Here is a 15,404-nt window from a genome sequence, read left to right as displayed (position 1 = left end):
CAGAAATATCCTGCTCACGGTGCTGGCACTGCTGCTTCTGGTGGTGTTCGCATTGGGCCTTTTACTAGGGACCCAGGCGGGCAGCCGCTGGGCGCTGGGGCTGGTGCCGGGCTTGCAGCTTGAGCAGTTCCAGGGACGTTTGGGCGGTCAGTGGCAAGCTGAGCGTGTGCTGTGGGAGCAGGGCGCTGATCGGGTCGAGCTGGTTGCACCGGTGTTCGCCTGGTCACCATCATGCCTGTTGCGCATGACCTTGTGTATCGAGCGCCTGCAGGCCGAGCAGGTCAATCTCGCCTTCGCTCCTGGCGAGGACAAACCCGACAGTGGGCCGCTGCAATTACCCGCGCTGAAGTTGCCGTTGGCAATTGAGCTGGGTGAGGGGCGTATCGGCCATCTGCGCCTGGATGGCAATGAACAACTGAGCCAGTTGCAACTGGCAGCTCACTGGACCGTCGCTGGATTGCAGATCGACAGCCTGCAACTGCAACGCGATGACTTGCATTTGAGCCTGCAAGGCCAGCTGCAACCTGAGGGCGACTGGCCGCTGCAGATGAAAGGGCAGTTGCAGTTGCCCAAGGTTGATGGTCAGGACTGGCAACTGGCCTTGCAGGTTGAGGGCGAGCTGCAGAAAACCCTCAAGCTCAGCGCCGACAGCAGCGGTTACCTGAACGCCCGGCTCAATGGCGAGCTGCAGGCGCTGGCCGAACAGTTGCCGGCCAAGCTACAGATCAGTGCCCCGGCGTTCAAGCCGGGTGCCGACCTGCCTGACACCCTGCAGTTGAACAATCTTGAACTCAGCGCCAAAGGTAACCTGCAAAGTGGCTATCAATTGCTCGGTTCAGCCAGCCTGCCGGCTGAACAGCAGCCTGTAGCCTTGAGCCTGCAGGGCAAGGTCGATGCCAAGGGGGCGCAACTGAGCGCTCTGGACCTTACTGCCAGCGCGGATCAGCGTCTGAAACTCACCGCCAGTGCCGACTGGCAAAAAGGCTTGAGCGCCGAGGCGACCATCGATTGGCTGGACTTCCCCTGGCTGCGTCTGTATCCGCTGGAGCCAGCGCCGCAGGTCACGTTGCGCCGCTTCAATGGCCAGGTGCAATACCGCGATGGCAACTATCAGGGCGAGTTCAAGGGCGATCTTGACGGGCCGGCGGGTGCGTTCAGCCTCAGCAGTCCGTTCAAGGGCGACCTGCAGCAGATTGCACTGCCACAGTTGGCGCTTAATGCCGGCCAAGGCAAGCTCGCGGGAAGTGTGAGTGTGCAGTTTGCCGATGCGGTGGCCTGGGACGCCGCTCTCGAACTGTCGGCGCTGAACCCGGCCTACTGGCTCGCCGAGCTGCCCGGCACGCTGGCCGGTCCGCTGCGCAGCAAGGGCCAGATCAAAAACGGCGAACTCAGTCTGGACGCCGACCTTGACCTCAAGGGCCGCCTGCGCGGTCAGCCGGCGGTGCTCAAGGCTGTCGCCCAGGGCGCCGGGCAGACCTGGACGCTCGGCACTCTGGACATCCGTCTGGGCGACAACCATATCAACGGCAGTGGCAGCCTGCAGCAGCGTCTGGCCGGTCAGCTGGACCTCAACCTGCCACGCCTGGGGCAACTCTGGCCGCACCTGCAGGGGCAGCTCAAGGGTAAGCTGGAAGTCGCCGGTACCCTGCAGGCGCCGCAAGGCACGCTGACCTTGCAGGGACAGCAACTGGCCCAGGCCGACAATCACTTGCAGCGCTTGACGCTGGATGCACGGCTGGACAGTGCCCAACGTGCAGTGATCGACCTGCAGGCGGGTGGTATCCGTCTGGGTGATACTTCTCTGGGTGTGCTCAACGCCAAAGGTCGTGGCGATATTCGCCAACAGCAGCTGGAACTGGCGCTGGACGGACCGCAGCTCAAGCTTGACCTGGGCCTGGATGGGCAATTGGACAAGGGCAACTGGCGTGGACGCCTGGCGAGCGGCCAGATCCAGGCCGGTGGCCAGGACTGGCGCTTGCAGGCACCGGCGAAACTCCAGCGCCTGGCCTCCGGGCAGCTGGATTTCGGTGCCCATTGCTGGCGCTCCGGGCAAGCCAGCCTATGCGGTGACGACCAGCGTCTGGCCCCCGAGCCGCGTCTGCGTTATCACCTCAAGCAATTCCCGTTGCAAAGCCTGGCGCAATGGTTGCCCAAGGACTTTGCCTGGCAGGGTCTGCTCAATGCCGACATCAATCTGGATGTGCCCGCCAGCGGTCCCAAAGGCACCATCGTGATCGATGCCAGCGGCGGCACCTTGCGCTTGCGAGAGAAGGGCCAATGGCTGGACTTCCCTTACCAGACCCTGCGTCTGCAAAGCACCTTGGCACCACGCCGAGTTGATACCCGTCTGGACTTCAAAGGTGAACGTCTGGGCGAACTGTCTCTGGTCACCCGGCTTGACCCGTTAACCCGCAACAAACCGCTGAGCGGCGACTTCCGTCTGAGCGGGCTGGATCTCTCCATCGCCCGCCCGTTTGCGCCGATGGTCGAGCGCCTGGCCGGGCAGTTGAACGGTAGCGGGCAGTTGTCTGGCACGTTGCTGGCGCCGCAGGTCAATGGCAACCTGAAGCTGACCGGTGGCGAAGTCGCAGGGGCAGAACTGCCGGTCAGCCTGCAAGACCTGAACCTGCAGGCATTGATTGCCGGTGAACAGGTACAGCTCAATGGTGCCTGGAAAAGTGGTGAAGCCGGCCAGGGCAGCTTGCGTGGCCAGATCGGCTGGGGACGGGCGCTGCTGGTTGATCTGCACCTGCAGGGCCAACGCCTGCCGGTCAGCGTCGAGCCCTATGCGAACCTGGAGGTGGCGCCGGACCTCAAGATCAGCCTGGTGGATGACAAGCTGGCGGTAGCGGGCAAGGTGCGGGTGCCCAAAGGCAAGATAACCGTGCGCGAACTGCCGCCTTCGACCGTCAAGGTTTCTGATGACACAGTGATCGTCGGCCATCAGACCGAAGCGGGCAAGGCGCCGATGGCCGTCGCCATGGACATTGATGTCGAGGTCGGCCAGGACAAGCTTTCGTTCAGCGGCTTTGGCCTGACGGCCAATCTGCTGGGGCATGTGCACATCGGTGACAACCTCGACACCCGTGGGGAGCTGAGCCTGGCCGATGGTCGTTACCGTGCCTACGGTCAGCGACTGACCATCCGGCGTGCGCGCCTGCTGTTTGCCGGGCCTATCGACCAGCCTTACCTGGACATCGAAGCTGTCCGTCAGACCGATGACGTGATTGCCGGTATCCGCCTCAGCGGTAGCGCCGAACAGCCCACCACCCAGGTGTTTTCCGAGCCGGCCATGAGCCAGGAGCAGGCGCTGTCGTACCTGGTATTGGGGCGACCACTTGGCACTACAGGTGAAGACAACAACATGCTCGCCCAGGCAGCACTTGGCCTGGGGCTCGCTACCAGTGCCGGGGTTACCGGCAGCCTGGCCTCAAGCCTGGGCATCGACGACTTCCAGCTGGACACCCAAGGCAGTGGCACCACCACCAGTGTGGTAGCCAGTGGCAACCTCACCGAGCGTTTGAGCTTGCGCTATGGCGTGGGTGTATTCGAACCGGTCAATACGGTGGCGTTGCGCTACAAGTTGAGCAAGAAGGTCTATCTGGAGGCCGCCAGTGGCCTGGCAAGCTCCCTGGATATTTTCTACAAGCGTGATTTTTGATAATCGCTATCCGCGGACGGTGGCAGCTTCGATGAATTCGTTGCTGTCGTCCGTGGGCTTGGGATGGTCAGGCAGTCGTTGCGGGCTGATCAGGTTGGTGTATTCCTCGATCAGACGGTTCAGCGCCTCGGGAGGCTCGCACGCCTGGAACTGCATGCGGATCTGCACTTCATCGGGATCACGGGCGTCGCCGTTACGCTTGTTCTGGCCGCCTACCGTGACATAGAAGCGCTCGCGCTGCAGATTCTCGCTGGCCTTGGTGGTCTCGGTATTCTGGATTTTCACCGACAGATCGACCTGCATACGTTCCAGTGCCAGTCCTCTGGGTGAAACCAGGGCAATCAGCGGGACGTGCATCTTGTGCTGATCATCCATCGCCACTTCAACCATCTTGGCCTTCATCGGTGAGCCCAGGGCCTGGGCGTCATAGTCGAAAAACTGATCGAAGAGTTTGATGTACTGCTGGGCGATCAGATTGTTGGTGGCGGCAGCGGCTTCTTGCAGGCCTCGGGTAATGTCACAAAGATCGCTGGCGGTGATGGGGGCGTTTTTTGCGGAGAGATCATCCAAGCGTTCGCGCTCCTTGTGTTTCTGGCAGGAGGCCTCTCACGAGTGAGAGGCCGGGATTGTTGGCAAAACATGATCGAGCGGGTATGAATCAGGGTTGCGTTGCCTTGTCAGGCATTGGCAGGGCCGATGCAGGCAGTGCTTCAAGGTTCTGAGCGGTGGCATCAGCCATGACCACCGGCTTGGTAGCCGCCTCCGTGAGGAAATCAATCACACGCATCAAGGCTTCTGGCGGATCCTGGCGGCGGACCTTGGTGTTGAAGGCATAGCGTGCACGGGTGTCGGTTTTACGGGTCTGGCTGGACTTGTGACTGACCTGGCCTTTGACATTGAGTTTGAACGGCCCCCAACCCAGCGAGGCGCCGAAACTCGCCTCACCGCCGGTTTCAGTGGTGCTCTCGGCTTGCTGGCTGATGGTTAATTCAAAGTCGATGTTGCCTTCTTCGATGACAATATTGGGGTGGGCAACCGCTGCCAGCAGCGGGATCTGCATCTTCTTGGAGACAGTCCCCTTGTAGACCCCTTGTTCATCGGTGATGGTTTCGTCGTAGTCGAACTGAATGGCAACGGCCTTGCCATCCTGAATGCAGACGCCCATGAGAAAGTCGGCGTACGACTTGCTAGCGGTGACTTGCGCCTGAATCATCGCCTGCAAGGGGCCGGAGATCATGCGGTCCAGTGGCAAGGCATTCATGACCGAGCCGATCAAACTGTTATCGATAGTTGCCATCAGGGAATTCCTTTTACTGAATGCACATCATTGTGCGGGTTTGCCTTGAGTGCCGAGGTTAGCGGCTCAAGGGGTGAGGCGAGTTTGTGCACACGACTCCTGGCGGCGAATGTTGCCGATCTGGCGCAAGCTCAAGCCGTATTTATTGGCTAGCATGCTGCGCGAGAGGCCCTCGGCGCTTTCCTGCTGGATTTGCTGATTGCGCAGTTGGCGCAGGAAGTGGTCGACCTTGGGAATTTCCAGAGCCATACCGGCAAAGCGTTTGATCAGGGCGTCCAGGGCTGCCGCGGGGAGAACCTGCGCCAGGGTGGTGCGCTCACGATGCTTGGGGATGTACTTGGGGCGGCCACCGAAAGCACAGGTCAAGTTGTAGGCGTTTTCAATGCCCAGACACTCGATGAGCATCTGTAGCGAGTGGGGTAGCTGGTGGATGTCAATACGGTTGAGGTCGCGCAGTTCCATGGTGACTTCCTTGTAGGGATTGGCTTGACACCTTCATGTTTGAACATCCCGGCCGTGTGTAACAGGCAGCAAGCGCAGCAGGGGCGGTGAGCATCGGGTATATGGTTTGTAGGCAAGGTGGGCCATGGGAATAGGAAAACCATGGAAGATATTGCGTAACGCCTTGGTTCTGCGTTCCAGTTGCTTGAGTGAGGGGTACGAGGTCTGGCAACCCATGCTTACTGGCAGGGATGCACTAGCAGCAGGCTGATCTGCCCCAGGTAGGGGCCGGGCCAGTTCACGGCGTGCTCCGGCAGGGTGCGCCAGTCCACCCAGATGCACACGGCGCTGAGGCTGGTTTGTGCGTGTTTACCTACGGTTTTCGGGGAGAAGTCCCGGCGATACAGGACTTGGGTCTGGTTGACTGCACTTGTCTCTTTTGGCTGCGACAGGGTCAGGGCTGCTGCCTTGATGAGTTCGCTGGAATCAAGGCTGAAGTGGGGGGTAGTCGATTGTTCGTACAGATACCCGGCCTGACGCGAGCGTTGCCAGAGCTGTTGCCACTGGCTGGCCCCCGCGTGTTCGGCCAGTTGCTTACCCAGTGCAATGCGTTGATCGGGGGTAAGTGTCATGGTGGGGAGCGCCTGGGCTTCAAGGCCAACCAGCAAGGTGATGCAACTGAGTAATCGACCGATGAGCATGGCCAGTTTCCATTCGTCTGGGACTATGCCCGGGACGCTATGGTTTCAGGAGGAAGGTCACTACAGAAGGAGGAAATTGTCCGCTCGCGGCAAGGCTGCGTTGTATGATGCGCATGGGCCGTTCCTGGCCCTTACCCCGATGTTGCAAGGAACTATCAATGACTCAAGGTCAACGCCTGAAATATTCCATTCTGATCTCCCTGCTGGTACTGGGGATCATGCTCGGTCTGTCCTACCTGCAGAAGCAGGGGACGATCAGTGAACAAGTGTTCCAGTACATTGCCATTGCGGTGGCAGTCGCGGTTGTGGTGATCAACGGCATCATGCGCCGCAAGGTCAAGCTTTGACCTGATCCGCGCGGCCGGCAGTTGCCGGCCTTTCGCTCAGCGTGGGCAGGTTTGCTCCAGAATGCTGCGGGCCTCGGGGTTGAGGCTGTAGCACTTGTCGTTGCCCATGCTGATCACCCCCTCGACGCACAAACGCTTGAGGACTTCGCGCACACTGAGGAACGACAGGGGAATATCCAGCTGTTCAAGCTGGCTATGGACGCCGCGTACGCCGATGCTGCGCCCGTTCCTGTCGGCCATGTGCAAGGCGTCGATGACCTTGAGGCGGATCAGGCTGGTGCGCAACCCGAATGACCTGAGCAGTTCGCGAATATGTTCGTTGCCGGGACGCTCGGTTTCGCTGTTGTCGACTTTTACTGTCAAGGCTTGCCGAGGTTTTCGCTCGGGGCGGTTGGCGATCGCTGCCTGTTGCTGGTTATACATGTGAACGCTCCCTTTCGTGGCCAGTCCAGATACCGTCAAAATTGTTCCCTACACCTATTAAGACGAATGAGCGTGGCAAAACTGCAGTACCTGGGAAAAAAATTATCGAGCCACTTAGGTAAAGACGTTTCGGTGAGGCGGATTCGGTAAATTTATTGCCTGTGCTTCGTTCAATCAGGATCAATAGTTCCCTGATCGGTGCAGGAGTGTTCGTGATCAAATCCCATCCGTTGGCAGGCGTCTGTCTGGCCGGACTGCTGTTCAGCCTCAGTTTTGCTGCCCAGGCCCGCGTTGCTCCGGGTGATGCCGGTGCTGAAATTCGTCGCACCAGCTTTGGCGTACCGCACATCCTGGCCCGGGACGAACAGGGGCTGGGCTATGGCATTGGTTATGCCTATGCCCAGGACAACCTCTGCCTGCTGGCCAATGAAGTGGTCACGGTCAACGCCGAGCGTTCACGTTACTTCGGGCCTGAGCAGGTGACCTTCGAACAGCGCGAGAACCTCGCCAGCGATCTGTTTTTCAGCTGGCTCAACACGCCCTCCGCCGTATTCGGCTTCTGGCAGGCGCAACCGGCGCAGGTACGGGCCCTGCTCGAAGGTTATGCCAAGGGCTACAACCGTGCACTGGCCGAGCGCGTGGCCCAGGGGCAGGGGGCGCAATGCCTGCAGGCGCAGTGGTTGCGACCGATCACCACGCTTGATCTGGTCAAGCTCACCCGGCGCTTGTTGGTCGAAGGCGGAGTCGGGCAGTTTGCCGAAGCCGTGGCGGGCGCTACCCCGCCCAACGCCGTCGCGCGCCTGAGCGTGGATATGAGCGTGGCTCAAGCACGCCAGAACAATTTCGCGCTGGAGCGCGGCAGCAATGCGGTGGCCGTCGGCAGCGAGCGATCGGCCAGTGGTCATGGCATGTTGCTGGCTAACCCGCATTTCCCCTGGGCAGGCGGCATGCGCTTTTACCAGATGCAGCTTAACCTGCCCGGAAAGCTGGACGTCATGGGCGCGGCCTTGCCCGGTCTTCCGCTGATCAACATCGGTTTCAACCGCCATCTGGCCTGGACCCACACGGTGGATACTTCCAGGCACTTCACGGTGTATCGGCTTGAACTCGACCCCAAGGATCCGACCCGCTACCTGCTCGATGGCAAGTCGCTAGCCATGAGCCGCCAACGTCTGACGGTGATGGTCAAGGGCGAGGATGGCAAGCTCACTCCGGTGAACCGTGACGTCTACAGTTCGGTGTTTGGCCCGGTCGTACAGTGGCCCGGGCGGCTGGACTGGAACAAGCAGCACGCCTTCAGCTTGCGCGACGCCAACCTGGACAACACCCGCGTACTGCAGCAGTGGTACAGCATGAACCAGGCAGACAGCCTGAAAGCGCTGCAGGACTCGGTGCATCGATTGCAGGGTATTCCCTGGGTCAACACCCTGGCCGTGGACGCCAAGGGGCAAACCTTGTACCTGAATCAGTCGGTGGTGCCTTTTGTCGATGCTGCCCTGCTGGCACAGTGCAGCGATCCGGCAGCGGGACAGGACTTGATTGTGCTCGACGGTTCGCGCAGTGCCTGCAACTGGAAAATTGACCCGCGTGCGGCGCAGCCGGGCATCTTTCCAAGCCAACTGTTGCCGAGCCTGAGCCGTGGTGATTATATCCAGCACTCCAACGACTCGGCCTGGATGGTCAACCCGGCGCAGCCGTTACGTGGCTATTCGCCGTTGGTCAGTCGCGAAGACCAGCCCCTGGGACCACGCAGCCGCTTTGCCCTGCAGCGCTTGACCCGCGAGGGCAAGCTGACCGGCGCGGATCTGCAGCAGATGGTGATGGACAACCAGGTCTATCTGGCGCAACTGCTGATGCCGGATCTGTTGCAATGGTGTGGTAAGCAAGCGCCGGATTCGCAATTGACGACGCTGTGCAGCAGCTTGCAAGCCTGGAACCTGCGCGCCGACCTCGACAGTGGCATCGGGCTGGTGCATTTCCAGAACATGCTCGAGCCTCTGCTACAGCGTTCGGATATCTGGCGAGTAGCGTTTGATCCGGGCGATCCGCAGCACACCCCGCGTGGACTGGCAGTCGAGCGCGCCGACGTGGCAGCCGCCTTGAAGGAAGCCGCCCTGGCCTCGCTGGCCGAGGTGGAGAAGGCCGGCCTGACTGCACAGGTGCAGTGGGGGCAGATCCAGCAAGCCGCCGATGGCACGCCGATTCATGGCGGGCCTGCCAGTCTGGGGGTCTACAACGCGATCCAGAGTGTTCCGACGGCGCCCGGCAAACGACGGGTAGTCAGTGGCACCAGTTACTTGCAGTTGGTGACCTTTGATACCAAGGGGCCTCAAGCGCTGGGTCTGCTGGCTTTCTCTGAGTCCAGTGAGGCAGGTTCGGCGCATGCCAGTGATCAGACACGGGCTTTTTCGGCCAAACAGTGGCACGTGATTCCCTTCACCGAGGCACAGATCAAGGCTGATCCACAGTATCACTCACAGGTCATACGCGAGACGGACGCGACGGCAGTGGCCACAGCCGTTAATGAATCAGCTCCTTGAGTAACAAGCCAAACCCCAGGTCTACCTGCTCGGGGATCGGCAGGTAGACGGTATGCCCGTCTCCCGGGGCCACCTCGATCGGTGCCCCTTGACCATCGCGCAACTGATGCAAGTCGAAATGATAGTTGCCCCGTGGGGTCATCAGTTCCAGATGATCCCCCAGGGCAAAGCGGTTCTTGACCTTCACCTCAGCCAGGCCATCGACGCGTTTGCCGGTCAGTTCACCGACAAACTGCTGGCGTTCGGACACTGAATTGCCCCGCTGATAATTCTGATATTCGTCATGCACGTGACGGCGAAGGAAGCCTTCGGTGTAACCGCGCTGGGCCAATGACTCGAGATTGAGCATCAGGCTGCGGTCGAAATCCCGGCCCGCCACGGCATCATCGATGGCCTGGCGGTAGACCTGAGTGGTGCGGGCACAGTAGAAGTGCGACTTGGTCCGGCCCTCGATCTTCAGCGAATGCACACCCATGCGGGTCAGGCGTTCGACGTGCTGCACGGCACGCAGGTCCTTGGCGTTCATGATGTAGGTGCCGTGTTCGTCCTCGAAGGCCGGCATGTCTTCATCCGGGCGATTGCTTTCCTGGAGCAGGAACACCTGGTCGGTGGGGGCGCCGATCCCCAGGGTCGGCTGTACTTCGCGGACAATATCGCCGCTGGCGTCTTCAGTGGCCGCCGTGGCGCTGTACTTCCAGCGGCAGGCATTGGTGCAGCTGCCCTGGTTGGCGTCGCGGCGGTTGAGGTAACCCGACAGCAGGCAGCGGCCGGAGTAGGCCATGCACAAGGCACCATGGACGAAGACTTCCAGCTCCATGGCCGGTACCTGCTGGCGGATTTCCTCGATTTCTTCCAGTGACAGCTCGCGGGACAGGATCACCCGGGTCAGTCCCTGGCTGCGCCAGAATTCGACACTGGCCCAGTTCACCGTGTTGGCCTGTACCGACAGGTGAATCGGCATCTGCGGGAAGTGCTGGCGCACCAGCATGATCAGGCCCGGGTCTGACATGATCAGCGCATCCGGGGCCATTTCGATCACTGGCGCCAGGTCTTTGAGGAAGGTCTTGAGCTTGGCGTTGTGCGGGGCAATGTTGACCACCACGTAAAAGCGCTTGCCCTGGGCCTGGGCCTCTTTGATGCCCAGTGCCAGGTTGGCGTGGTCGAACTCATTGTTGCGCACGCGCAGGCTGTAGCGCGGCTGGCCAGCATAAACCGCGTCGGCGCCATAGGCGAAAGCGTAACGCATGTTCTTCAGGGTGCCGGCTGGGGCGAGCAATTCAGGTTTGGCAAACGAGGTCATGATCAGGTCGCGGCAAAAGGCGCGGATGCTACCGGTAATGCCCCGGCGGGTAATTGATCCATGTCAACGGTGCTTTTGCCGGCGCTTGCGTTTGCGTCGGATTTTGCGTGCCGGTTCTTTGTGTTAATTCAATAAAATCAATGGCTTGATATCAAATAACGATTATTGAGGGGTGTTTGGAGTAGGCGCACGGGACACTGGTCTGGCCCGTAAAGTGCGCTTGATGGATAGAGGTCAGGCGCACCGTGTGTTCCACCATAAGGACCCGATAAATGCCTGAGCCCATTCGATTGCCGGCTAACCGCCAGACGCAATGCAGAACCTGTAGTCTCGCGCCGCTGTGCCTGCCTGGTTCAGCGAGTCCCGAAGAAGTCGACAGGCTCGATGACGTGGTCAAACATGTCCGGGGCCTGAAAGAGAACGATTTTCTGTTTCGCCAGGGCGACAGTTTCAGCTCGATCTACGTGATACGGTCTGGTGCATTGAAGTCTGTTTGCCTGAGTGAAACCGGTGAAGAAAAGATCATCGGCATCCATCTGCCCGGCGAGTCGATAGGCCTGTCAGGGCTGGGTTGCGAAGCGTACCCGGTATCAGTCCAGGCGCTGGAAACCGCCGAGGTGTGCGAAATTCCTTTCGCGCCGCTCGACGAGCTGTTGATCCGGTTGCCGCAGATACGCCGGCATTTGATGCGGGCGATGAGCAGTGAGATTCGCAATACCCAACAAATGACCCGGGTGCATTCGAAAAAAGCCGCCGATGCACGGGTTGTGTCCTTGCTGGTCAACCTGTCGGCACGCTTTCACTCGCTTGGGTACGCAGCCAATCAGCTGCACCTGAGCATCTCACGTAACGAAATCGGCAATTACCTGGGGTTGGCCGGAGAGACTGTTTCCCGGGTGTTCACCCGTCTCCAGCAAAATGGCCAGATCGAAGTCGACGGCAAACAAGTGCGCCTTCTCCAACCCATTCAGCCTACCCACTAGCCGATGGATCAATGGCAGCGCTCAGCCTGCTTTAAGGACCCTCAATGACTTTGATTCTTTCGCATGGACCCTGGTCCGTCACGATTGCGCAGCCTGCTGATTCACGTCCCGCCTTTGAGCCGCATTACACCTTGAATGAACGAGCACAGGTGGACACCACCTACCACTGGAACTGGAAAGGGCAAGATCTGGCAGGTGTGAGCAACTGCACCTTCACCTTCGCCAACCCGGATTTGCACAGTTTGACGACCTGGAGTACGTCACTCGGGCAGAGGGCCTGGTACGACGTGACGCCAGCGGGTATTGCCCAGGGGCCTGCAAGCGTGAACGATGCAAGTAATGACAGTGACGACCCGGCTTACGTGCCAATCGAATTGAGCGCTCGGTATTTCTGGGAAAGCGACTCGAGCGCTGGGCGCGCATTGGAGAACTGGCCAGTCGGAGCCTGACCGCATGTCGGGGGCGCACGGCACTTTTGCCACTGCGCCGTGCACTAACGTTGTGAACAGCAACGGAGCGCACATGAACGAAACCGCCGTGCAGCACAAGGCCCTGCATCTGTTACTGGCCCTGGTGACCATCGCCTTCATCTGGATCCTGTTGCCGTACTACGGTGCGGTGTTCTGGGCGGTGATCCTTGGCATTCTCTTCGCCCCGCTGCAGCGCCGATTGCTGACGCGCCTGGACTGGCGGCGCAACTTGGCCGCGGGCCTGACGCTGCTGATCTGTCTGGTGATTGCCATCCTGCCGGTGATCATCATCAGCACTTTGCTGGTGCAGGAAGGTGCGGCGTTGTACAAGCGCCTTGAGAGCGGCGAGCTGGACCTTGCCGGCTACATCGAGCGTTTCAAGGATATTCTCCCGGCCTTCGCGCAAAACAGCCTGGAGCGCATGGGAATGGGCGATCTGGCTGGCCTGCGCGACAAAATTACCAAGGGCGCCCTGCAGGGCAGCCAGTTCTTCGCCACCCAGGCGTTCAGCTTCGGCCAGGGCACCTTCGATTTCCTGGTGAGTTTTGCCGTCATGCTCTACCTGCTGTTCTTCTTTTTGCGTGACGGCGCCGAACTGGCGCGCAAAATCCGCGCGGCGGTGCCGTTGGCCGAGCAGCAGAAACGCCGCCTGCAACTGAAGTTCAACCGCGTGGTGCGCGCCACCGTCAAGGGTAACCTGCTGGTGGCGGTAACCCAGGGCACCCTTGGCGGCATCATCTTCTGGATTCTGGATATTCCCAGTGCCCTGGTCTGGGGGGTGCTGATGGCCTTTCTGTCGCTGTTGCCGGCAGTCGGGGCGGGAATCGTCTGGGCGCCGGTTGCAGTGTATTTCTTTGCCACCGGTGCGTTCTGGCAAGGTGCGGTGCTGGGGGCTTTCGGCGTGTTCGTCATCGGCCTGGTGGACAACGTGTTACGCCCGCTGCTGGTGGGCAAGGACACGAAAATACCCGACTACCTGATCCTGATATCGACCCTGGGTGGACTGGCGGTGTTCGGCCTCAATGGCTTTGTCATCGGTCCGTTGATCGCCGCGCTGTTCATGTCCAGCTGGGCGATCTTCGTTTCGACCAAACCACAGGTACAACTACCCAGCTAGCGGAAGCTGTAGGACACCCCGGCGTATACCCCAAAGCCTTCGCCGGGGGTCGAGTGGGCAATGTCCTTGCCGTTGTCGTTGTAGCCGGGAGTGACGGTGGCGGCGTAGCGCTTGTTGGTCAGGTTGCGCAGGTCGATCCAGGTTTGCCAGTCCTGATTCGGCGCGTTATAGCCCAAGGTTGCCCCGAGCAGGGCATAGGCGTCGGCCGGATAGCTGTTGGCGTAGTCGACCTGGACCTTGGATGCCATCTGGGTATTGAGCCCGGCGTAAAAACCACTCGGCAGGTCGAAGCGCAGTTCGGCCTGGTAGTAGTGCATCGGGATACCGGGCAGGCGGTTGTCACCGAAGACATCGTCGTCGCGGTAGTGGAAGTCACTCAAGGTATAGGCCTGACGCAGGGACAGCTTGCCGACGCCGCCGCGTTCCCAGAGCAGGCTGTCTAGGCCTGCTTCGATGCCCTGATGGACAGTGGGGCTGGCGTTGAATTCGGCGGCGGGAAGACCGGGCGCGATTTCGACCGCCAACAGCTCGTGGCGCACGTCCGAGTAGTACCAGGCCAGGTCCCAGCGCCCGATCAACGACTCACCGCGGGCACCCAGCTCAAGGGTGGTAGCAGTCTGGTTCTGCATTTCAATGGGCTGGATTTGTTGGCCGTTGACCTTCGGCGAGCTCCAGATCAGCGCCCATGGATGTGGCGGCTCCACCGAGCGGCTGAGGTTGCCATACAGTTGCAGGCTCGGGCTCAGGTCATAGCGCAGGCCCAGGCGCGGTGCGTAGTCCCAGTCATGCTGGCTGACCTTGCCGCCATTCTCCGGGTAGGTCACCGCGCTTTCGCGACGGGTGTAGATCATTGCCAGGCCACTGGTCAGCCAGAGATCGGGGACCAGTTCCAGATCGTTACCGACATGTACGACGCTGTCGGAGCCCTGGTAGCTGAAGTCACGGGTGCGGGTGCCAACGGGGAGGTTGTTATTGCTTTTTTCCGAGACCCGGACGAACTCGGAAGCACCGCTGTTGGGCAGGTGCTTGGTCGTGCGCCAGCCGACGGTAGTGTTGCTCTCATGACCGAACAGCGTATCGCGACGGAAATAGTTCAATGTACCGCTGACGTCGCTATAGGCCACCTTCAGGCGGTTGGCGCCTTCGCGCAGGTCCATCGGGTAGTCGTGGTAGACCAGCCCAGTCTCCAAGCGCGAATCGTCATCGAGGAAGAACGTGGTTTTGTTGCCCAACCAGGTGCTGCCCGGTTGCGGACGGCTGGCATCGCGGCTCAGGTACAGCGGATTGGCGGCGCGCGGATCGTGCTTGATCTGTTCTTTGGTCAGACGCCCGGCCAGGTCATTCTCGGTTTCCCGGTAGCGCAGGTAGAAGCGGGTTTCCAGGGTCGGGCTGAAGCGATAACCGAGATTGGCAGCGATGCCCTTGCTGCTGCCGCTGCTGTGATCCTGATAGCCGTCGTACTCAGAATCGGTCAGCGCCACGTAGTAGTCCAGATCCCCCAACACCTGGCCGGAGCTGATCTGGCGCTTGGCATAGCCGCGGCTGCCCAGTTCATAGCGCACTTGCAAGGGCGCGGCATCATGGCCGGTATGGGTGATGTAGTCGATGGCGCCGCCCAGGGCGAGGGCGCCGCGGTCGAAACCGTTGGCGCCGCGCAGGACTTCAGCGCGGCTCAGCCACAACGGTTCGAACAACTCATACGGTGTACCGCCGGGGCCGGTCAGCGGCAGGCCGTCAAACATCGTGTAGACGCCTGAGCCGTGGCTGCCCGGCGCGCGGTTGATGCCCGAACCGCGGATCGACAACTTGATGCCGTCGTTGCCGGCAGACTGGGCAAACACGCCCGGCTGGTAGGCCAGTACATCCTGATTGCTGGCGACCCGGCCTTGTTCCACCCGTTGCATGTCAATCAGGTTGGTGGCGCCGGGTACCTGATTCAGACGTTCGCGAGCGTCTTGCAGCTCGCTCTGCTCTTGTTCCTGGATCAGCACCTGGCCAAGTTCAATGCCATCGCTGGCCTGGACGGAAGCGGCGCAGGAAATCAACAGGGCGAGGGAGGAGCGGGGTAGGGTGGGGCACATCGATGGGGTTCCGGGACTGTGAGCGGGTATCTGACGTCGCAAC

General features: G+C 60.6%; 13 protein-coding genes. 6 read left to right on the top strand and 7 right to left on the bottom strand.

Annotation, left to right across the window (positions count from 1 at the left end):
* Positions 1–7 precede the first annotated feature (7 nt).
* Entirely contained in the window at positions 8–3,661 is a 3,654-nt protein-coding gene (locus NPS47_RS12580; RefSeq protein ID WP_274295298.1) for a translocation/assembly module TamB domain-containing protein, read from the top strand.
* Between the two features lie 6 nt (positions 3,662–3,667).
* On the opposite strand, the gene NPS47_RS12575 is transcribed toward NPS47_RS12580, so the two are convergent.
* The 4 genes from NPS47_RS12575 to NPS47_RS12560 all read right to left on the bottom strand — a co-directional run bounded on the left by NPS47_RS12575 (position 3,668) and on the right by NPS47_RS12560 (position 6,100).
* Positions 3,668–4,201 carry a DUF2589 domain-containing protein gene (locus NPS47_RS12575; RefSeq protein WP_274295297.1) on the bottom strand — a complete coding sequence of 178 codons (534 nt, stop codon included), beginning with the start codon at positions 4,199–4,201 and terminating at the stop codon, positions 3,668–3,670.
* 118 nt (positions 4,202–4,319) lie between these two features.
* Positions 4,320–4,958, bottom strand: a complete 639-nt coding sequence (locus NPS47_RS12570) for a DUF2589 domain-containing protein (protein ID WP_274295254.1) — start codon at positions 4,956–4,958, stop codon at positions 4,320–4,322.
* Between the two features lie 66 nt (positions 4,959–5,024).
* Positions 5,025–5,420, bottom strand: coding sequence for a Mor transcription activator family protein (locus NPS47_RS12565; protein WP_274295253.1), 396 nt, complete (start codon positions 5,418–5,420; stop codon positions 5,025–5,027).
* 218 nt (positions 5,421–5,638) lie between these two features.
* Positions 5,639–6,100 carry a hypothetical protein gene (locus NPS47_RS12560; RefSeq protein ID WP_274295252.1) on the bottom strand — a complete coding sequence of 154 codons (462 nt, stop codon included), beginning with the start codon at positions 6,098–6,100 and terminating at the stop codon, positions 5,639–5,641.
* A 158-nt stretch (positions 6,101–6,258) separates the two neighbouring features.
* Between NPS47_RS12560 and NPS47_RS12555 the strand changes: the two genes are divergently transcribed.
* A complete protein-coding gene (locus tag NPS47_RS12555) occupies positions 6,259–6,447 on the top strand; it encodes a hypothetical protein (RefSeq protein WP_038612844.1) in 189 nt (62 codons plus the stop codon).
* A gap of 36 nt (positions 6,448–6,483) precedes the next feature.
* Here NPS47_RS12555 and NPS47_RS12550 read toward each other — a convergent pair whose 3' ends face one another.
* Complete coding sequence (locus NPS47_RS12550; protein ID WP_274295251.1) at positions 6,484–6,870, bottom strand: fe2+ zn2+ uptake regulation protein; 387 nt, start codon at positions 6,868–6,870, stop codon at positions 6,484–6,486.
* Between the two features lie 212 nt (positions 6,871–7,082).
* Here NPS47_RS12550 and NPS47_RS12545 point away from each other — a divergent pair, with 212 nt between their 5' ends.
* Entirely contained in the window at positions 7,083–9,410 is a 2,328-nt protein-coding gene (locus NPS47_RS12545) for an acylase (protein WP_425313508.1), read from the top strand.
* Here the strand turns inward: NPS47_RS12545 and yegQ are convergent.
* The gene (yegQ, locus tag NPS47_RS12540) at positions 9,391–10,713 is read right to left on the bottom strand and encodes a tRNA 5-hydroxyuridine modification protein YegQ (RefSeq protein WP_425313509.1); all 1,323 of its coding nucleotides are present in this window, start codon (positions 10,711–10,713) and stop codon (positions 9,391–9,393) included. The genes NPS47_RS12545 and yegQ overlap by 20 nt on opposite strands.
* Positions 10,714–10,982: 269 nt before the next feature.
* Here yegQ and NPS47_RS12535 point away from each other — a divergent pair, with 269 nt between their 5' ends.
* The 3 genes from NPS47_RS12535 (at position 10,983) to NPS47_RS12525 (ending at position 13,280) form a co-directional block, all read left to right on the top strand.
* Positions 10,983–11,693: a cyclic nucleotide-binding domain-containing protein gene (locus NPS47_RS12535; protein WP_425313507.1), complete on the top strand. Its 711-nt coding sequence runs from the start codon at positions 10,983–10,985 to the stop codon at positions 11,691–11,693.
* 44 nt (positions 11,694–11,737) lie between these two features.
* Positions 11,738–12,142, top strand: a complete 405-nt coding sequence (locus NPS47_RS12530) for a hypothetical protein (RefSeq protein ID WP_274295249.1) — start codon at positions 11,738–11,740, stop codon at positions 12,140–12,142.
* A 73-nt stretch (positions 12,143–12,215) separates the two neighbouring features.
* A complete protein-coding gene (locus NPS47_RS12525) occupies positions 12,216–13,280 on the top strand; it encodes an AI-2E family transporter (protein ID WP_274295248.1) in 1,065 nt (354 codons plus the stop codon).
* Here the strand turns inward: NPS47_RS12525 and NPS47_RS12520 are convergent.
* Positions 13,277–15,361, bottom strand: coding sequence for a TonB-dependent receptor family protein (locus tag NPS47_RS12520; protein ID WP_274295247.1), 2,085 nt, complete (start codon positions 15,359–15,361; stop codon positions 13,277–13,279). The genes NPS47_RS12525 and NPS47_RS12520 overlap by 4 nt on opposite strands.
* Positions 15,362–15,404: the final 43 nt, after the last annotated feature.

Source organism: Pseudomonas putida (assembly GCF_028682475.1).
GTDB lineage: Bacteria > Pseudomonadota > Gammaproteobacteria > Pseudomonadales > Pseudomonadaceae > Aquipseudomonas > Aquipseudomonas putida_AG.
This window is presented reverse-complemented; position numbering and strand designations above follow the sequence as displayed.

What these genes read in the sequence shown, in the direction of transcription:
- NPS47_RS12535 (WP_425313507.1), top strand. Translation starts at nt 10,983, where the DNA reads ATGCCTGAGCCCATTCGATTGCCGGCTAACCGCCAGACGCAATGCAGA.
- NPS47_RS12525 (WP_274295248.1), top strand. Translation starts at nt 12,216, where the DNA reads ATGAACGAAACCGCCGTGCAGCACAAGGCCCTGCATCTGTTACTGGCC.
- NPS47_RS12520 (WP_274295247.1), bottom strand. Translation starts at nt 15,361, where the DNA reads ATGTGCCCCACCCTACCCCGCTCCTCCCTCGCCCTGTTGATTTCCTGC.
- NPS47_RS12560 (WP_274295252.1), bottom strand. Translation starts at nt 6,100, where the DNA reads ATGCTCATCGGTCGATTACTCAGTTGCATCACCTTGCTGGTTGGCCTT.
- NPS47_RS12555 (WP_038612844.1), top strand. Translation starts at nt 6,259, where the DNA reads ATGACTCAAGGTCAACGCCTGAAATATTCCATTCTGATCTCCCTGCTG.
- NPS47_RS12530 (WP_274295249.1), top strand. Translation starts at nt 11,738, where the DNA reads ATGACTTTGATTCTTTCGCATGGACCCTGGTCCGTCACGATTGCGCAG.
- NPS47_RS12550 (WP_274295251.1), bottom strand. Translation starts at nt 6,870, where the DNA reads ATGTATAACCAGCAACAGGCAGCGATCGCCAACCGCCCCGAGCGAAAA.
- NPS47_RS12570 (WP_274295254.1), bottom strand. Translation starts at nt 4,958, where the DNA reads ATGGCAACTATCGATAACAGTTTGATCGGCTCGGTCATGAATGCCTTG.
- NPS47_RS12565 (WP_274295253.1), bottom strand. Translation starts at nt 5,420, where the DNA reads ATGGAACTGCGCGACCTCAACCGTATTGACATCCACCAGCTACCCCAC.